Source organism: Plantibacter flavus, assembly GCF_002024505.1.
GTDB lineage: Bacteria > Actinomycetota > Actinomycetes > Actinomycetales > Microbacteriaceae > Plantibacter > Plantibacter flavus_A.
Genome location: NZ_CP019402.1, coordinates 1,064,660 through 1,081,848, shown reverse-complemented (window position 1 = coordinate 1,081,848; position 17,189 = coordinate 1,064,660). Strand labels below are relative to the sequence as shown.

Below are 17,189 nucleotides of genomic sequence, written 5' to 3'. Positions count from 1 at the left end.
CCTTCATACCGTATGGAGCCGAGCGGCGATCCAGGCGGGCGGCGGTTCGACCGGACACCGCGCCCGACGCCTGGCGGGATCATACGGGGCCACGCGACTGCGCGCGACGCCGGTCGCGGTGTCGGTGGGGTGCAGGATGATGGAACCCATGACCGAGGTGCTCGAGCGCTTCTCCCCCGCGACGCGCGACTGGTTCGAGGGGGCGTTCGTCGCGCCCACGCCGGCGCAGGCGGGTGCTTGGGACGCGATCTCCCGCGGCGCCAACGCCCTCGTCGTCGCTCCGACCGGTTCGGGTAAGACCCTGTCCGCGTTCCTCTGGTCGATCGACCGTCTGCTCTCCGAGGCCATCGCCGAACACGCCGTGCGGCCACGGTCCGGCGTCCCGCTCACCGGGCTCGAGGCCGACGAGGCGGAGGCCGCCGCCGCCCAGCGCGAGCGCTCCCGGGGCACCCGCGTCCTCTACATCTCGCCACTGAAGGCCCTCGGCGTCGACGTCGAACGCAACCTCCGCACGCCGCTCGTCGGCATCGCCCAGGCGGCGCGCCGCCTCGGCACCGAACCACCCACCATCAGTGTCGGCGTCCGCTCCGGCGACACCCCCTCCGCCGACCGCCGGGCGATGGCCAAGGAGCCACCGGACATCCTCATCACCACCCCCGAGTCACTCTTCCTCATGCTCACGAGTGCGGCGCGAGAGACCCTCCGCACGGTCGACACCGTCATCATCGACGAGATCCACGCCGTCGCCTCGACGAAGCGCGGCGCGCACCTCGCGGTGTCGCTCGAGCGGCTCGACGCCATGCTCGAGAAGCCGGTGCAGCGCATCGGGCTCTCCGCCACGGTGCGCCCCGCCGAGGAGGTCGCACGGTTCCTCGGGGGCCGCGCACCGGTCGAGATCGTGGCCCCGCCGGCCGCGAAGACCTTCGACCTGCACGTGGTCGTCCCGGTCGACGACATGACCGACCCCGACGCCGGCATGCGGACGCCCGGCGAGGCCGACGACGACGGCAGCGGTGGCGGGTTCACCGGCTACACCCCGAACAGTGACGGCGGCGGCGAAGACCGCGTCGGCAGCATCTGGCCGCACGTCGAGGAGGCGATCGTCGACCGCGTGCTCGCGCACCGATCCACCATCGTGTTCGCCAACTCCCGTCGTCTGGCGGAGCGGCTCACGGCCCGGCTCAACGAGATCAACGAGGCCCGACTCAGCGACGCCACGCTCACGACCCCCGGTGCAGGGCGTCCACCGGCGCAGCTCATGGCCCAGAGCGGACAGACCCGCGGATCGACGAGCGTCGCGGCCGCAGCGGCCCGGCCTGCCACCGAGGAGAGCGACGACGACATCCCCCTCCTCGCACGCGCCCACCACGGTTCCGTCTCCAAGGAGCAGCGCGCGGGCATCGAGGAGGACCTCAAGTCCGGACGCCTGCGCTGCGTGGTCGCGACCTCGAGCCTCGAGCTCGGCATCGACATGGGCGAGGTCGACCTCGTCATCCAGGTGGAGTCACCGCCGAGCGTCGCGAGCGGCCTGCAGCGGGTCGGCCGCGCCGGCCACCAGGTGGGCGAGGTCTCCCGAGGCGTCCTGTTCCCGAAGCACCGCGCCGACCTCATCAGCACCACGGTCGCGACCGAGCGGATGGAGGCCGGGCTCATCGAGGCGATCGAGGTCCCCTCGAATCCACTCGACATCCTCGCGCAGCAGACGGTCGCTGCGGTCGCGCTCGATGAACTCGGCGTGGAGGACTGGTTCGAGACGGTCAAGCGCAGTGCCCCGTTCGCCTCCCTGCCCCGCTCGGCCTTCGAGGCCACACTCGACCTCCTGGCCGGACGCTACCCCTCCGACGCCTTCGCGGAACTGCGCCCGCGGATCGTCTGGGATCGCGACGCCGGGGTCCTGACCGGTCGGCCGGGAGCCCAGCGCCTCGCCGTCACGAGCGGCGGCACCATCCCCGACCGCGGGCTCTTCGGCGTGTTCATGGTCGGCGAGTCCGGCGCCGGCGCGCGCGTCGGCGAGCTCGACGAGGAGATGGTCTACGAGTCCCGCGTCGGCGACGTCTTCGCCCTCGGCGCCACGAGCTGGCGCATCCAGGAGATCACCCACGACCGCGTGCTCGTGACCCCGGCGTTCGGCCAGCCGGGGCGACTGCCGTTCTGGAAGGGCGACGGCATCGGTCGCCCGGCCGAGCTCGGTCGCGCCATCGGCGCCTTCGTGCGCGAGCTCGACACCACCGGCACGGGGTCCACCCCACGTCTCGAGGCAGCCGGCCTCGACGAGCGGGCCATCAGCAACCTCGTCGCCTACGTCCGTGAGCAGCGCGAAGCCACGGGCGTCGTCCCCAACGACACGACGCTCGTCGTCGAACGCTCGCGCGACGAACTCGGCGACTGGCGGGTCATCCTCCACTCCCCCTACGGCCTCCGTGTGCACGCGCCCTGGGCGCTCGCGGTCGGAGCCCGGGTGCAGGAGCGTCTGGGGGTCGACGGCTCGGCGGTGGCGAGCGACGACGGCATCATCGTCCGCCTGCCCGACACCGAGAGCGAGCCGCCGGGAGCCGAGCTCTTCGTCTTCGAACCAGAGGAGCTCGACGCCCTCGTCACGCAGGAGGTCGGTGGCTCGGCGCTGTTCGCCTCACGGTTCCGCGAGTGCGCCGCCCGTGCGCTGCTGCTCCCGAACTACTCGCCGCAGAAACGCTCGCCGCTCTGGCAGCAGCGCCAGCGCTCGGCCCAGCTCCTCGAGGTCGCGAAGCAGTACCCGACGTTCCCGATCATCCTCGAGACGCTCCGCGAGTGTCTGCAGGACGTCTACGACCTCCCGGCCCTCGACCACCTCGCGCGCGAGCTGCAGTCGCGCGCGATCCGCATCGTCGAGACCACGACGGATCAGCCCTCGCCCTATGCCCGTTCACTCCTGTTCGGCTACGTCGGCGCGTTCATGTACGAGGGCGACAGCCCGTTGGCCGAGCGCCGGGCCGCCGCGCTCGCGGTCGACAGCACCATGCTGGGCGAACTCCTCGGCCGCGTGGAACTCCGCGAGCTGCTCGACCCGGGTGTCATCGAACAGACCGCGCTCGAGCTGCAGCGTCTCGACCCCGAGCGACGACTCAAGGGGGTCGAGGGCGTCGCCGACGCGCTGCGGATGCTCGGCCCGCTCACCATCGACGAGATCGCAGCCCGGACGACCTTCGACGGCGTCACCGTCTCCACCGACGGCGAGGCGAGTCGCGGCGACGACCCGCAAGCCTGGTCCCCGGATCCGGCTCGCTCGGCGGCCGCCGTCGCCGAACTCGAACGCTCGAAGCGCGTCATCCGCGTCCCGATCGCCGGCGAAGAGCGCTTCGCCGCGATCGAGGACGCCGGACGACTCCGCGACGCCCTCGGCACCCCGCTGCCCATCGGCGTACCCGTCGCGTTCACCGAGCCGGTCGCCGACCCGCTGGGCGACCTCCTCGCGCGCCACGCGCGCACGCACGGGCCGTTCACGACCGGACAGACGGCCAGGCGCTTCGGTCTCGGGACGGCGGTGGTCCAGCACACGCTCGCCCGATTGGCCGACGCCGGACGCGTGGTCAAGGGCGAGTTCCTCCCCGCCGGCCGGCAGCAGGTGGGCGAGGGCGACGACACCGACCGCGGCCCCACCGACGCGACGGAGTGGTGCGACGCCGGCGTGCTGCGCAAGCTCCGCATCCGATCGCTGGCCGCTCTGCGGCATGAGGTCGAGCCGGTCGAGCAGCAGGCGTTCGCCCGATTCCTGCCGGTGTGGCAGCACCTCGGCGGGACGCTGCGCGGTGTCGACGGCGTCGCGACGGTCATCGACCAGCTCGCCGGTGCGCCCATCCCGGCGTCGGCCTGGGAGTCGCTGATCCTGCCCTCGCGCGTCGCCGACTACAGTCCCGCGATGCTCGACGAGCTCACCGCGACGGGCGAGGTCGTGTGGTCGGGCAGCGGGTCGATCCCCGGCAACGACGGTTGGGTCGCGCTCCACCTCGCCGACACGGCACCACTCACGCTGCCGCTCGCTCCGACGCCGCACACCCCCGACGCCCTGCAGACCGAGTTGCTCGCGACGCTCGGTGGGGGCGGTGCGTACTTCTTCCGGCAGCTCGCGGAGTCGGTCGGCTCGACGGACGACAAACTTCTCGTCGACGCCCTCTGGGAGCTCGTGTGGGCCGGGCTCGTCACCAATGACACCTTCTCCCCACTCCGCACGCTCGTCGGCTCCGGTTCGGGGAACTCGGCGCACCGGGTGCAACGGCAGACCCCGCGATCGAAGTTGTACCGCGGGCGCAACCTGCAACGTCCCTCGATGTCGACGCGGGCGAGTCAGACGCTCGGCGGACGGTGGTCGATCCTGCCGTTGGCCGAGCAGGACGCCACCATCCGTGCCGTCGCCACGGGCGAGACCCTGCTCGAGCGCTACGGCGTCGTGACGCGCGGCTCCGTCGTCGCGGAGGGGGTGACGGGCGGTTTCGCCCTCGCCTACCGCGTGCTCAAGCAGTTCGAGGAGAACGGCCGCTGCCGTCGCGGGTACTTCGTGGAGCGCCTCGGCGGGGCCCAGTTCGCCTCCTCGGGCACCGTCGACCGCCTGCGCGGATTCATCCGGACCGATGACGAACCGCCGCTCGACGCCGTCACCCTCGCCGCGACCGACCCGGCGAACCCGTACGGCGCCGCCCTCGGGTGGCCGGGGCAGGAGGTCACCGGGGTGAAACACCGCCCGGGTCGGAAGGCGGGTGCGCTCGTCGTCCTCGTCGACGGAGCACCGGTCTACTACCTTGAACGCGGCGGCAAGACGGCGCTCGTGTTCTCGGAGGACGACGACCAGCTCCGTGCCGGGGCGCGTTCCCTGGCGGCGACGGTGCGAGCGGGTCGCATCGAGAAGCTCGGCATCGAGCAGGTCAACGGCGCCTTCGTGATCGGCACCCCGACGGGCCACGCCCTCCGCGACGCCGGGTTCGTCGAGACACCACGTGGATTGCGGCTCCGGCGTGGGTGAACTTGCGCGCTACCGTTCCGCCACGGGTTGCGCCGGACACCCTGCCGGTGGCACCGTAGCCGGAACGGACGGAGCGGTTCATGCCAGAGGGTGACACGGTCTTCCAAGCCGCGCACCGGTTGCGGCAGGCGCTCGCCGGCGAGGTCGTCACCGGCTTCGATCTGCGGGTGCCCGCCTTCGCGACCGTCGACCTCCGGGGCGACGTCGTCCACGACGTCATCCCCCGCGGCAAGCACCTCCTGCACCACATCGGCGACCACACCCTCCACACGCACCTCAAGATGGAGGGGCTGTGGCACGTCTACCAGCCGGGCGAGCACTGGCGGCGGCCGGCCTGGAAGGCGCGCGCGATCGTGTCGACGCAGCACTGGGTGACGGTCGGGTTCGAACTCGGCCTCGTCGAGGTGTTCCCCTCCCGCGAGGACGAGGAGCGCTTCGGCTGGCTCGGTCCCGACCTCCTCGGTCCGGACTGGGACGAGGAGCGTGCCATCCACAACCTCGAGGCCGACGGCCGCGAGATCCACGTCGCGCTGCTCGACCAGCGCAACCTCGCCGGACTCGGCAACGAGTACGTCAACGAGCTGTGCTTCATCCGCGGCGTCCTGCCGACGCGACCCACCGCCGAGGTCGACCTGCCGGGTGCCGTCCGACTCGGTTACCGGCTCATCAACGCCAACCGCGACCGCCGCAACCGGGTCACGACGGGCGACACGAGGCCCGGCCGGAAGACCTGGGTGTACGGGCGCGACGGCCAGCGCTGCCTGCGGTGCGGCACCCGGATCCAGCGGGGCAAGCTCGGCGCCGACCCGACCGCCCTCCGCGACACCTACTGGTGTCCCCACTGCCAGACCTGACCCGACGGCGCAGCGCCGGCCACCGAGCCGCCCCGCCGGTCACCGAGCGACAATCCCCGGTCACTGAGCCTGTCGAAGTGCAGCCCCGACGGCCCCACCCCGCCCTTCGACAGGCTCAGGGACCGGAACGGGCTCAGGAACCGGGGTCGCCCCGGTGGTGCCGCCGACTGCCGATCCACCCGATCGGGATCGACAGCAGCAGGAGGTACAGCGCCTGGGCGCCGAGCCCCGGCACTGTCGCGGCCAGGACGCCGGCGAGCAGCATCAGGCCGGTCGGGAACCACACGAGCACCCATGGTTGGCGGGGCGCAGCTGCCGCTTCCTCGCTGAGCAGCCCGTCCCGCTCGACGACCACCTGCTGGAGTCGTACCGCGACCATCGAGACGAGCATCGTCGCGATGTAGAGCGTGGGGGCTCCGCGGTCGTCGCCCGTCCCGTCGAAGAGGAGCACCGTCGGCAGCGGCAGGAACACGATCCCGGCGAGCCAGACGAAGTTCAGGGTCACGAGCCGCGTCGAGTATCCGGCGGTGCGCTCGAACAGGCGGTGGTGGTCGCGCCAGAAGTTGGCGATGACGACGAAGCTCAGCGCGGCCGCGGCGAGGCCGGTCCAATTGTGGCCGAAGAACGCGACCACGGAGCCGTCGTCGTGTTCCTGGGCGAGGTCGACGAGCGGGAGGATGATCAGCGTGATCGCGATCGCGACGACGGCGTCGCTGAAGTTGACGACGCGGTCGAGCCCGCGCTCCGTCGTCGGACCGGGTCGACGGCGGCCCGTCGGACGTCCCTCGTCGCCGACCATGGTCAGCTCACGTCGGCGTCGTCGGTCGCGGTCCCCTGCACCATGGCGACCCAGCGGGCCAGGAAGGCCGCGCCGGCCTCGTCGTGGATGAGCGTCGGGTGGGTCAGCACCGGGTAGGGCTTCTCGGGGACGCCGTCGGCGGGACGGACGTCCACGTGCACGACGTCGTACCCGTGCTCGAACAACCAGTCGGCCATCGCGTAGTCGCTCCGGGAGTCGCCGACCGTGCGCCAGGCGAGTGGGAGCGCACCACCGTCGGCTTCGAGGAGTTCGAGCGCGCGCTCGGCGCCGAGGTCCTTGCCGAGCCGGACCGACTCGATGTCGGTGGAGATGATCGTGGGATCGATGCGGTACTGCACGAGGCCGGCGTCGTCCGGGTAGCGGCCGGGGGCGTGATCGACGCCGAACCCGCGTCGGGCGAGCTCGGCTCGGGCGTCGTCGTCGAAGTGCTTCCGCACGAGGGCGTAGTCCGCTGCCGGCACCTCGACGTGCTGCTCGACCGAGACCATTGCGCGCTTGGTGTGGTCGAAGAACACCGTCTCGGCGTACCGTTCGTCGACGAGGCGTTCGATGGCATCGCCGTAGCCCTCCGGCATCGCGACGTCCTGATCGAGGCTCAGCTCGTCGACCCCGGCCGCCGAGAAGCCGAACCACACGGCACCCTTCTCGCAGATGCCGTAGAGCCGGACGTCGTCCGCGAGCCCGGCGGCCAGGAGCGGTGGGACGACCACCTCGCGGAGGAACGCGTCGCTCCGCCCGGTGTTGAAGGCGATCGGGACCCCGGCGTTCGCGAGCGTCGCGAGGTCCTGCGCGATGCTCGGGAGGTTGATCGTCCGAGTGATCGGACTGGCGATGGGGCCGTCGACGTCGAGCAGGAGACCGAGGATGGGGCGGGACGCGTTCACGGGTTCAGCCTAACGAGCACCCGGCGTGGATAGACTCACTCCACCATCACCGGTGTTCGAAGGAGATCACTCGTGTTCACCAGCCCGCATCCCGACGTCGAGATCCCCGACGTGAGTGTCTACGACGCCCTGTTCGGCGGCATCGCCCCGAGCGACCTCGACCGCATCGCCCTCCGCGACGGCACGACCGGCGCCGAGACGAGCTATCGACAGCTCATCGGCCAGATCAACGCCCTGGCCGGCGCCCTCGCGGCGGCCGGCATCGGGGTCGGCGACGTCGTCGCCCTCCACGCGCCGAACGTCCCCGCCTTCGCGACCGTGTTCCACGGCATCCTGAGCGCGGGCGCGACGGCGACGACGGTGAACGGCCTCTACAACGCCGAGGAGATCGAGGCGCAGCTGCGCGACGCCGGCGCGACGATGCTGTTCACCGTCTCGCCGCTGCTCCCCCAGGCCTGGGCTGCGGCGAGCGCCTGCGGCATCCCCTCCGACCGCGTCGTCGTCCTCGACGGCGCGGAGGGGCACGCGTCGCTGAGCGACCTCCTCATGCGCCGCCTCCCCGCGCCGGACGTCTCGTTCGACCCGGCCACGCACGTGGCGGTGCTGCCCTACTCCTCCGGCACGACGGGTCGGCCGAAGGGCGTGATGCTCTCGCATCGGAACCTCGTCGCGAACGTGCAGCAGTCGATCCCGCAGCTCGGCATGGTCGCCGACGACCGGATCCTCGCGGTCCTGCCGTTCTTCCACATCTACGGCATGACGGTGCTGCTCAACCTCGCGCTGTCGCGGCGGGCCTCCCTCGTGACCATGCCGCGGTTCGACCTGGCTGAGTTCCTCCGGATCATCCAGGACTTCCGGTGCAGCTACGTGTTCATCGCCCCGCCGATCGCGGTGGCACTCGCGAAGCACCCGCTCGTCGACGAGTTCGACCTCTCGAGCGTCCACACGATCTTCTCGGGTGCGGCACCGCTGGACGCGACGCTCGGGCGGGCGGTGGAGGAGCGCCTCGGCTGTCGGATGCGGCAGGGCTACGGCATGACGGAACTCAGCCCGGTCAGCCACGCGATCGCGTTCCAGGCCGAGGGGGCGTCGCTCGACAGCGTCGGCACGACGCTGCCGAACATGCAGTGCCGGATCGTCGATCCCGAGACCGGCGCCGAGGTGGACTACCCGGCCGAGGGCTCGGACGAGGAGAGCGCGGCGGGCGAGCTGCTCTGCGCGGGGCCGAACGTCATGCTCGGGTACCTCGGCAACGAGGAGGCCACTCGTGAAACCCTCGAGGCCGACGGCTTCCTCCACACCGGCGACATCGCGACGGTCCGCGGTGATGGCACCGTGCGCATCATCGAGCGGTTGAAGGAGCTCATCAAGTACCACGGCTACCAGGTGGCCCCGGCGGAGCTCGAGGCGCTGCTGCTCGGCCACCCGGCGATCGCCGACGCGGCCGTCATCGGGGTGCTCGACGATGAGGGCCAGGAGGTGCCGAAGGCCTTCGTGGTCCTGCAAGCGGGCCAGGACGTCACGGCCGAGGCGCTCATGGCGTGGGTCACGGAGCGGGTCGCCCCGCACAAGAAGATCCGGCGCGTGGCCTTCGTCGACGCCATCCCGAAGTCGGCGTCGGGCAAGATCCTCCGGAAGGACCTCCGGGCCGCGGAGGCCACCCCCGCCGGTCTCTGAGCCGCACCCGCCGGCCCCTGAGCTTGTCGACGGGCTCAGCGCCCGACGGCGGCGACCATCCGGTCGAAGGCCGCGTCGAGCTCCGGTTCGGCCGGCTGCCAGTGCGGGTTCGCGTCGTGGAACGCGACCATCTCCGCCGCGCCGTCCCAGAACGGGATGGTGGGCCGGAACTCCGGGACGAGACTGCGGATGCGGGTGTTGTCGAAGACCATCGGGAACGCCTTGTCGCCGAGGAGCGTCGGCCCGAGCGGTGGGTGGACCTCCGCGATGACGTCGGACGGCACGTGCACGATGTCGGCCTCCACGCCCGCCGCCTCCGCGATCCACCGGGTGATGTCGTTCCAGCTCGGTGCGTGGTCACCCGTGATGTGGAAGGCCTCGCCGAGCACGTCGCGACGACCCAGCAGGCCGACGAACCCGACCGCGAAGTCCTCGGTGTGGGTGATGGTCCAGAGGGTCGTCCCGTCGCCGTGCACGACCACCGGCTTGCCCGCGCGCATGCGGTCGAGGTCGGTGCGTCGGCCCATCGTCGGGATGAGCGTGCGGTCGTAGGTGTGCGACGGGCGCACGATCGTCGCCGGGAACCCCTGCCCGCGGTAGGCGTGGACGAGGACGTCCTCGCAGGAGATCTTGTCGCGCGCGTATTGGGAGAACGGGTTCCGGAGCGGCGTCGACTCGACCACGGGCAGGCGCTGTGGCGGCTTCTGGTATGCGGATGCGGAGCTGATGAACACGTACTGGCCGATCCGCCCGGCGAAGCGGTCGATGTCCGCCTGCACCTGCGGTGGCGTGAACGCGGTGAACTGCGCCACGACGTCGAACTCACGCGAGCCGAGCGTCTCGGTCACCGCGTCGGTGTCGCGCACGTCCGCGCGGAGCAGCTCGACCTCCTCGGGGAGGGGGCGGACGTGGGACAGGCCGCGGTTCAGGACGGTGACGTCATGGCCGAGCGACACCGCTCTGGCGACCGAGGCCGAGGAGATGATGCCGCTGCCGCCGATGAACAGGATGCGCTTCGTCGTCATTGGTCCATCCTCGCGCACCGTCGCCCGACTCGCCCAGGCCTTCCCAGGATCGCCCCAATCAGCGCTCGCGCTTGACGAACGCCATGGCACCGACGACGAGGGCGAGCAGCACCCCGGAGACGAGTCCCCACACGACAGGCGCCTCGGGTCCGAGGATCAGGAGCATCAGCACCGCGGCGAGGGCGAGGACCCCGGCGACGACGAGCGCCGTCGTCCATTCGTTCCATCGCATCCCACCAGCCTAGGCTCCCGTCACCACGACCCGGGGACGCGGGAGCCGCTGCGGTGAACCGGCGGGACCGCTCAGCGGTGCTCGGCGAACATCTCCTCGGTCCGTTCCCAGAGCGCGCGGGCGAGGGCGACGTCGGCGGCGAGCTTGTTCGTGCGTGCGGGCTTCCGCTTCGCGAAGTAGCCGCCCGAGGTCCAGTCGAGTCCCGGCTGACTCTCGGCCAGCCAGAAGAGCGTGTCGGCGCCCTCCTCGGGGGTGTTCAGCAGGCGACGCCCGAGCGGGTTCGCATAGAGGAACCGCATCGCGCCGTCGGGCGAGCTGGAGAAGTTCGTCGAGATGACCCCCGGGTGGAACGCCGCCGCGGACAGGCCGCGCGGGCCGTACCGGCGGTCGAGCTCCTTCGTGAAGAGGATCTGCGCCAGCTTCGCGTTGCCGTAGGCGCGCGTGGGCGAATAGGAGCGTTCGGCGTCGAGGTCGTCGAGGTCGAGCTTCCCGAACAGGCGGTTGGCGACGCTCGAGGTGTTGATGACCGTCGCCTCGGACTCGACGAGGCGGTCGAGCAGGAGATGGGTGAGGAGCGCGGGTGCCAGGTAGTTGATCTGGAACGTCTGCTCATGGCCGTCCGTCGTGACCCGGCGATCGGCACCGAAGATGCCGCCGGCGTTGTTGGCGAGGACGTCGATCCGCGGGTACTGCTCGAGGAGATGCTCGGCGAGGAGGCGAACCTGTGCCAGCTCGGCGAAGTCGCAGATGAACGATGCGGCGCCGATCCGTCGCGCGACGGCCGCCGTCTTCTCCGGTGACCGCCCGACCACCACGACCTGCTCGCCCGCGTCCGTCAACGCCTTCGCAGCCGCAGCGCCGATGCCGTCGCTCGCACCGGTGAGGACGATCATCCGATCGCTCACGCGGAGGACTTCCGGGGGCGGGGTTCGCTGACGTTGGTCGGGCGCGCCCGCTCGTCGATGTCGGGGACCTCACGGCCGATCGCGAGGTCGCCGGTCTTGTTGGCGTCCTGCATCATCGACTCGAGCCAGCTGCGGTTGAGCTCGGGACGCTGCTCCTGGTCGAACTCGAACTGCAGTGAGATCGACGGGTGCACCCAGATCGTCACGCGTCCGCCACCGGTCTCGAGCGAGCGCGGCCAGGAGATCGTGAAGGACTCGTTGCGCCGCAGTTTCATGACCGCGATCGACTTCACATGCGCGAGCATCCGGTCGTCGAGTTCGAGCTCACGCGATGAACTCCCGTAGATCAGCTTTCCCACCAGATGTCTCCCTCTGTGCCGGTCGTCCTCGCGCACCCGGGAATCAGGGCGACGCGACGCCCGAGCACACCGGGCGTTGCCCCCATCGTAGGCGACCGAGGGATCGCCGTCGTGCCGGTTGACGGGCGGGCGGCAGCCCAGTTCAGGGGTCCGCGGTGTTGTCCCCCACGGCCTCGCGAGTACGTCAACTTCCGCGGGAAATCAAGGGATTTCGGCCCTGTTTCATGAACCTGGCAAAGCCCTGAGCTGCGGCCGCCTCGACCAAACCGCGCTTCCCACTGCCCCCGAACGGCGTGCATGACCGTGAAGCCCGAATCTTCCGTCGTGCACCCGAGCCAGCCGTCCTTTCCCGAACGATCCGTCGCTCCGGGAACACGTCCACGCCGTGCACGCCAGCCGTTGCGACTGCCCAAGCTCGTCTCCCAGCTGGTCACCTTCGGCCTCGTCGGCGGCACCGCGTTCGTCGTGGACGTCGGTGTGTACAACCTCCTGCGGTTCACCGTGCTCGACGACAAGCCGATCGGAGCGAAGGTGATCTCCGTCGCCGTCGCCACGGTCGTCGCTTGGCTCGGCAACCGGGCGCTGACCTTCCGGACCGAGCACCGCCGCGCGGTGTGGAAGGAGGGCGCCCTCTTCGCGCTCATGAACGTCCTCGGCCTCGGGATCGCCGCGGGCTGTCTGTTCGTCTCGCACTACGTCCTCGGCTACACCACCCCGCTCGCCGACAACATCGCGGGCAACGGCGTCGGACTCGTCCTCGGCATGGTGTTCCGCTTCCTCGCCTATCGGTTCGTCGTCTTCCGACCCGCCGATTCGGCGACCAGTCGCCGTCGAAGCACGACGTCGCAGGAAACCTCCCTTTCGAGCCCGGCCGCGCCGGCACCCGCCGCCGCACCGCGCACCACGACCACTCGTCGATCCGCACCGACCCACGCACTGCCGACCTCTGGAGGCCTGTCCTGATGGCACCCGCACTCGCACCGCTGCTCGAAGCGCTCGCGCTCATCCCCTCCCGACCGTTCGCATCCGCGGACGAGCCCGCTCCCCTGCTGACCCCCCAACCCGCGGCACCCACGGAACCGCTGCCGAACCGCGGCACCCTGGTGGACCCGATGACGGCGGCCGACCCCGGCTCCTGGAGCATCGGCGAATGGCTCGGCTACGGCACCATGCTGCTGTTCGCCGCCGCGCTGACGATCATCGCCGTCACCACGCTCTACTGGATGCTCCACGCCTGGCGGTCGACCGGCCACCTGAAGAACACCGGGTTCGCCGCGGTCCCGCTGCCCGCCGAGCACTCCTTCACCCTGCTCGTCCCCGGTCGGCATGAGGAGGAGGTCATGGGTCAGACCCTCGACCGCCTCGCCGAACAGGACCACCCCGACTTCGAGATCATCGCGATCGTGGGCCACGATGACCCGGGGACCGAGCGCGTCGTCCGCGAGGCCGCCGCACGGCACCCCGACCTCATCACAGTGGTCGTCGACGACAGCGTGCCGAAGAACAAGCCCAAGGCCCTCAACCGGGCGCTGCAGATCGCCCGGGGCGACGTCGTGGGCGTGTTCGACGCCGAGGACGAGGTGCATCCGCGCCTGCTCACGCTCGTGGACTCGCGCTTCTCGGAGAGCGGCGCCGACGTCGTCCAGGGCGGCGTGCAGCTCATGAACTTCCAGTCCAGCTGGTGGTCGCTCCGGAACGTGCTCGAGTACTACTTCTGGTTCCGGTCGCGCCTGCACTTCCACGCGAACTCCCGCTTCATCCCGCTCGGCGGCAACACGGTGTTCGTGAAGAAGACCTGGCTCGACTGGTCGGAGGGCTGGGACGACGGCTGCCTCGCCGAGGACTGCGAGCTCGGCGTCCGACTCTCGAGCGCCGGTGCAACGGTCGTCGTGGCCTACAGCCCCGAGGTCGTCACCCGCGAGGAGACCCCAGGCACCCTGCAGTCGCTCTACAAGCAGCGCACACGCTGGAACCAGGGGTTTCTGCAGGTCCTGAAGAAGGGCGAGTGGCGCAAGCTGCCGACGTTCCGTCAGCGCATGTTCGCCCGCTACCTGCTGTCGATGCCGTTCCTCCAGGCGGCGACCGGCCTCCTCATCCCCGTCTCCGTCCTGCTGGTGTTGTTCGCGAAGGTGCCCGCGCCGATCGCCCTCCTCACCTTCATCCCGCTCGCGCCGACGATCGTCACCCTCGCGGTGGAAGCCTCCGGGCTCGGTGAGTTCGGTCGCCTCTACGGCCAGAAGGTCCGCCTCCGTGACTACGCCCGGCTGATCCTCGGCACCTTCCCGTACCAGATCTTCCTCGGCCTGGCCGCCGTCCGCTCCGTCTTCCGCGAGTGGAAGGGCGACCACTCCTGGGAGAAGACGGAGCACACCGGCGCCCATCGCAGCGAGGAGGTCGCCGATGCCACCGAGGCCGCACCCGTCTCCGTCGACCTGCCCGACCGCGCGCCCGAGCTCGTCCTCCAGAACGGAGCAACCCGATGACCGGCATCCTCGAACGCCCGGCCGCCCCAGGCCGACCAGAGCTCCACCTGGAGAGCGACCGCCTCAGCTGGCTCGCCTCCGGGCCACCGACGAAGCGAGGCCCCGGCGTCGTGCGCCGCTGGCTCTCGCGCCACGGTCGCACCCTGGCCTTCCTCCTGCCCGTGCTTGCCATCGCCGCCGTCGTACAGGCCATGAATATGGGCGGATCCCCGCAGCGCATCGACGACGAGGGCACCTACACCGCCCAGGCGTGGAGCGTGCTGAAGCTCGGCGAACTCGCCCATTACACCTACTGGTACGACCACCCGCCGCTCGGCTGGCTGCAGATCGCGGCCTACACGGGGCTGACGGGTGCGTTCGACCGCTACGACATCGCCGTGATCGCGGCACGTGAGGCCATGCTCGTCGCGACGCTCATCGCCGTCGTGCTCGTGTGGGTCCTCGCCCGCCGCCTGCACCTCAGCCGGGCCATGGCCGCCCTCGCCGCGCTCGTGTTCGCGATCTCGCCGCTCGCCGTGCAGTTCCACCGCACCGTCTACCTCGACAACGTCGCGGTGCCCTGGCTCCTCGGCGCCTTCATCCTCGCGACGAGCCGCAAGCACCAGCTCCTCGGCTTCGCGGGTTCCGCCGCCGCGTTCGGCATCGCCGTGCTGAGCAAGGAGACCTTCCTGCTCGCCCTGCCCTTCCTCGCCTGGACCATGTGGCGCGCGGCTCGGAAGGAGACCCGCCGGTACACGCTGCCGGTCGCCGCGACCATCGTCGTCGTCATCGGCTTCACCTACGTGCTCTTCGCCGCCATCAAGGGCGAACTCATCCCCGGCCCTGACCGGGTGAGCCTCCTCGGCGGCGTCTTCTTCCAGCTCGGATCCCGCGTCACGAGCGGGTCGCTGTTCGACCCGGAGAGCCTGTCGGCGAAGACCCTCGGCATGTGGTGGCAGTTGGACGCGGCATTCCTCGTCGCCGGAGCGGTGGCCGCCGTCGCCGGGCTCTTCATCTCGCGACTGCGTGTCATCGCCGCGATGACCGTCTTCCTCGGCCTGTTCATGCTGCGCCCGGGCGGCTACCTGCCGGTGCCGTACGTCATCATGCTGCTGCCGTTCATGGCGATCCTCATCATGGGCGTGACCGGCGCCGCCATCCGCCGGTTCCGTCGCCGCTCGACCGTCGAGGCCGGAGCACAGCGCCGTCGTCTCCTCGGCGGACGTGCGGCCGGAGCCGTCTGGGTCGCCGCGGTGCTCGCTGCAGCCGTCGTCGCCGTCCCCAACACGGCGACCCAGCTCCGCGGCTTCCTCCTCGCCGACCTCGACAAGCCGGTCCGGCAGGCCCAGCAGTGGGTCCAGACCAATGTGCCGAAGGAGTCCCGCGTGATCGTCGACGACGCGATGTGGGTCGACCTCGTCGAGAGCGGTTTCGATCGTGACAACGTCATCTGGTACTACAAGATGGACACCGACTCCGCCGTCCAGGCCCAGTCGCCCAACGGCTGGCGCGACGCCGACTACATCGTCACGACCGATTCGATGCGGACCTTCCCGACCACCTTCCCCGAGGTGAAGGGTGCGATCGACAACTCCGAGCTCGTCGCGACGTTCGGCTCCGGGACGCAGGCCGTCGAGGTCCGCCGCATCGACGCCGACGGTCTCGACGCGGCGGCCGAACAGGCTGCCGGGCGCACGGCGGCTCGGGCGGCGCTCGGTGCGCAGCTCCTGCTGAACCCCTCGCTCAGCGTCTCGGCGGAGGCCGCGCAGACCCTCAGCGACGGCCAGCTCGACTCCCGCGCCCTCCTGGCGCTCGGCCAGGTACTCGCCACGACGCCGGTCAGGCTCGAGAGCACTCCGGTGCTCGACGGCGAGACGGGCGACGTGCGTCGGACGATGGTGCTCCGCACCGGCACCGAGGTGGGCGACGGCCGTCTGGCCGACTCCATCCGCTCGATCCAGGGCGACTACGCGGCCGACCGCGTCGAGCAGACGGCGGCCGGCGTGCGGGTCACCTACTCGGTCGTCGAACCCGACGTCGTCCGCTGACCACCTTCCCGAGCACCGGCTCGAGCCGGACGCCCGGGCCACCCGAAACCCCGACCCACCCGAAGAACAGGAGTTCCACCATGCGAACCACCACCACCAGGCGACTCGCCCTCAGCGGCCTCGCCGCCGTCGCGACGGCAGCGCTCATCGGCTTCGGCACCACCGCCGCGAGCGCCGCCACCACCGAGGCCTCAGGCTCCGGCTGGATCCGCGTCGGCCACCTCTCGGCCGACACCAAGACCGTCGACGTCAAGCTGTCGGCACTCTCCGGCGGCGCGACCGTGTTCGAACTCGACGACGTCGCCTACGGCCAGGTCTCCCCCTACACCGATCTGGCCGCCGGCACCTACGTGGTGTCGATGGTGCCCGCCGGGTCGCCCGACAGCACGAAGCCGGTCATCAGCACCAACGTGACCATCACCGCCGGGGAGGCGGCCACCGTAGCCGCCTACGGTCCCAACAAGGACCTGCAGACGAAGGTGTTCGAGGACGACCTCACCGGTCCGGCCGAGGGTGCGGCGCGCATCCGGCTGATCCAGGCGTCGACCGACGTCACGAGCGTCGACGTCAGCACCTCGACCGGCATGCCGATCGCGAAGGGCGCCACCACCGGAACGGCGACCGACTATGCGAGCGTCCCCGCCGGCCCGTGGGATCTCGAGCTGACCGGCGGCAAGCAGGCGGCCGAAGCCTCCGTGAACCTCGCACCCGGCACCGTGAGCACGCTCTTCGTGCTCGACAACGCCGCAGGCGGCGTCACCCTCATGCCCGTCCTCGACAGCTCAGCGGCCGGTGACGCCCCCGAGGGTCCGGTGGAGACCGGTGGTGGTGGACTCGCCAAGGAGTCGTCGACGCTGCGGGGCATCCTCGACGACCTCGACGCGAAGCTCGCCCGGCTCGTGCGCGACCTCGGGACGGCGGTGAGCTGAC

Annotated in this window: 13 protein-coding genes; 7 read left to right on the top strand and 6 right to left on the bottom strand. The window is 70.8% G+C overall.

Annotated elements, in window-relative coordinates; genetic code table 11:
• Window positions 1–148: 148 nt before the first annotated feature.
• A complete protein-coding gene (locus BWO91_RS05045; protein WP_079001638.1) occupies window positions 149–4,993 on the top strand; it encodes an ATP-dependent helicase in 4,845 nt (1,614 codons plus the stop codon).
• Window positions 4,994–5,073: 80 nt separating this feature from the next.
• The gene (locus BWO91_RS05040; RefSeq protein WP_064294288.1) at window positions 5,074–5,847 is read left to right on the top strand and encodes a DNA-formamidopyrimidine glycosylase family protein; all 774 of its coding nucleotides are present in this window, start codon (window positions 5,074–5,076) and stop codon (window positions 5,845–5,847) included.
• Between the two features lie 133 nt (window positions 5,848–5,980).
• On the opposite strand, the gene BWO91_RS05035 is transcribed toward BWO91_RS05040, so the two are convergent.
• On the bottom strand, window positions 5,981–6,646 hold the full coding sequence (locus BWO91_RS05035; protein ID WP_079001637.1) for a TMEM175 family protein: 666 nt from the start codon (window positions 6,644–6,646) through the stop codon (window positions 5,981–5,983).
• Window positions 6,647–6,648: 2 nt separating this feature from the next.
• The gene (locus BWO91_RS05030; RefSeq protein ID WP_079001636.1) at window positions 6,649–7,551 is read right to left on the bottom strand and encodes a hypothetical protein; all 903 of its coding nucleotides are present in this window, start codon (window positions 7,549–7,551) and stop codon (window positions 6,649–6,651) included.
• Between the two features lie 72 nt (window positions 7,552–7,623).
• On the opposite strand from BWO91_RS05030, the gene BWO91_RS05025 reads away from it, so the two are divergent.
• Window positions 7,624–9,228 (top strand): AMP-binding protein, encoded by a 1,605-nt coding sequence (locus BWO91_RS05025; protein WP_205847577.1) that lies wholly within the window; start codon window positions 7,624–7,626, stop codon window positions 9,226–9,228.
• Window positions 9,229–9,263: 35 nt separating this feature from the next.
• Here the strand turns inward: BWO91_RS05025 and BWO91_RS05020 are convergent, their stop codons facing one another.
• The 4 genes from BWO91_RS05020 to BWO91_RS05010 all read right to left on the bottom strand — a co-directional run bounded on the left by BWO91_RS05020 (window position 9,264) and on the right by BWO91_RS05010 (window position 11,749).
• Window positions 9,264–10,253, bottom strand: coding sequence for an SDR family oxidoreductase (locus tag BWO91_RS05020; protein WP_079001634.1), 990 nt, complete (start codon window positions 10,251–10,253; stop codon window positions 9,264–9,266).
• Window positions 10,254–10,311: 58 nt separating this feature from the next.
• Window positions 10,312–10,485 (bottom strand): hypothetical protein, encoded by a 174-nt coding sequence (locus BWO91_RS19605; RefSeq protein ID WP_153303389.1) that lies wholly within the window; start codon window positions 10,483–10,485, stop codon window positions 10,312–10,314.
• A 71-nt stretch (window positions 10,486–10,556) separates the two neighbouring features.
• Complete coding sequence (locus BWO91_RS05015) at window positions 10,557–11,390, bottom strand: SDR family NAD(P)-dependent oxidoreductase (protein ID WP_240555691.1); 834 nt, start codon at window positions 11,388–11,390, stop codon at window positions 10,557–10,559.
• A complete protein-coding gene (locus BWO91_RS05010; protein ID WP_064294294.1) occupies window positions 11,387–11,749 on the bottom strand; it encodes a hypothetical protein in 363 nt (120 codons plus the stop codon). Before BWO91_RS05010 ends, BWO91_RS05015 begins: the two co-directional genes overlap by 4 nt.
• Window positions 11,750–12,148: 399 nt before the next feature.
• Between BWO91_RS05010 and BWO91_RS05005 the strand changes: the two genes are divergently transcribed.
• The 4 genes from BWO91_RS05005 (at window position 12,149) to BWO91_RS04990 (ending at window position 17,188) form a co-directional block, all read left to right on the top strand.
• On the top strand, window positions 12,149–12,712 hold the full coding sequence (locus BWO91_RS05005) for a GtrA family protein (RefSeq protein ID WP_240555689.1): 564 nt from the start codon (window positions 12,149–12,151) through the stop codon (window positions 12,710–12,712).
• Window positions 12,712–14,232 carry a glycosyltransferase gene (locus BWO91_RS05000; RefSeq protein WP_240555687.1) on the top strand — a complete coding sequence of 507 codons (1,521 nt, stop codon included), beginning with the start codon at window positions 12,712–12,714 and terminating at the stop codon, window positions 14,230–14,232. The genes BWO91_RS05005 and BWO91_RS05000 overlap by 1 nt, the downstream gene beginning before the upstream one ends.
• A complete protein-coding gene (locus tag BWO91_RS04995; protein WP_079001632.1) occupies window positions 14,229–16,259 on the top strand; it encodes an ArnT family glycosyltransferase in 2,031 nt (676 codons plus the stop codon). Before BWO91_RS05000 ends, BWO91_RS04995 begins: the two co-directional genes overlap by 4 nt.
• Before the next feature lie 80 nt (window positions 16,260–16,339).
• Window positions 16,340–17,188 carry a DUF4397 domain-containing protein gene (locus BWO91_RS04990; RefSeq protein ID WP_079001631.1) on the top strand — a complete coding sequence of 283 codons (849 nt, stop codon included), beginning with the start codon at window positions 16,340–16,342 and terminating at the stop codon, window positions 17,186–17,188.
• Window position 17,189 lies beyond the last annotated feature (1 nt).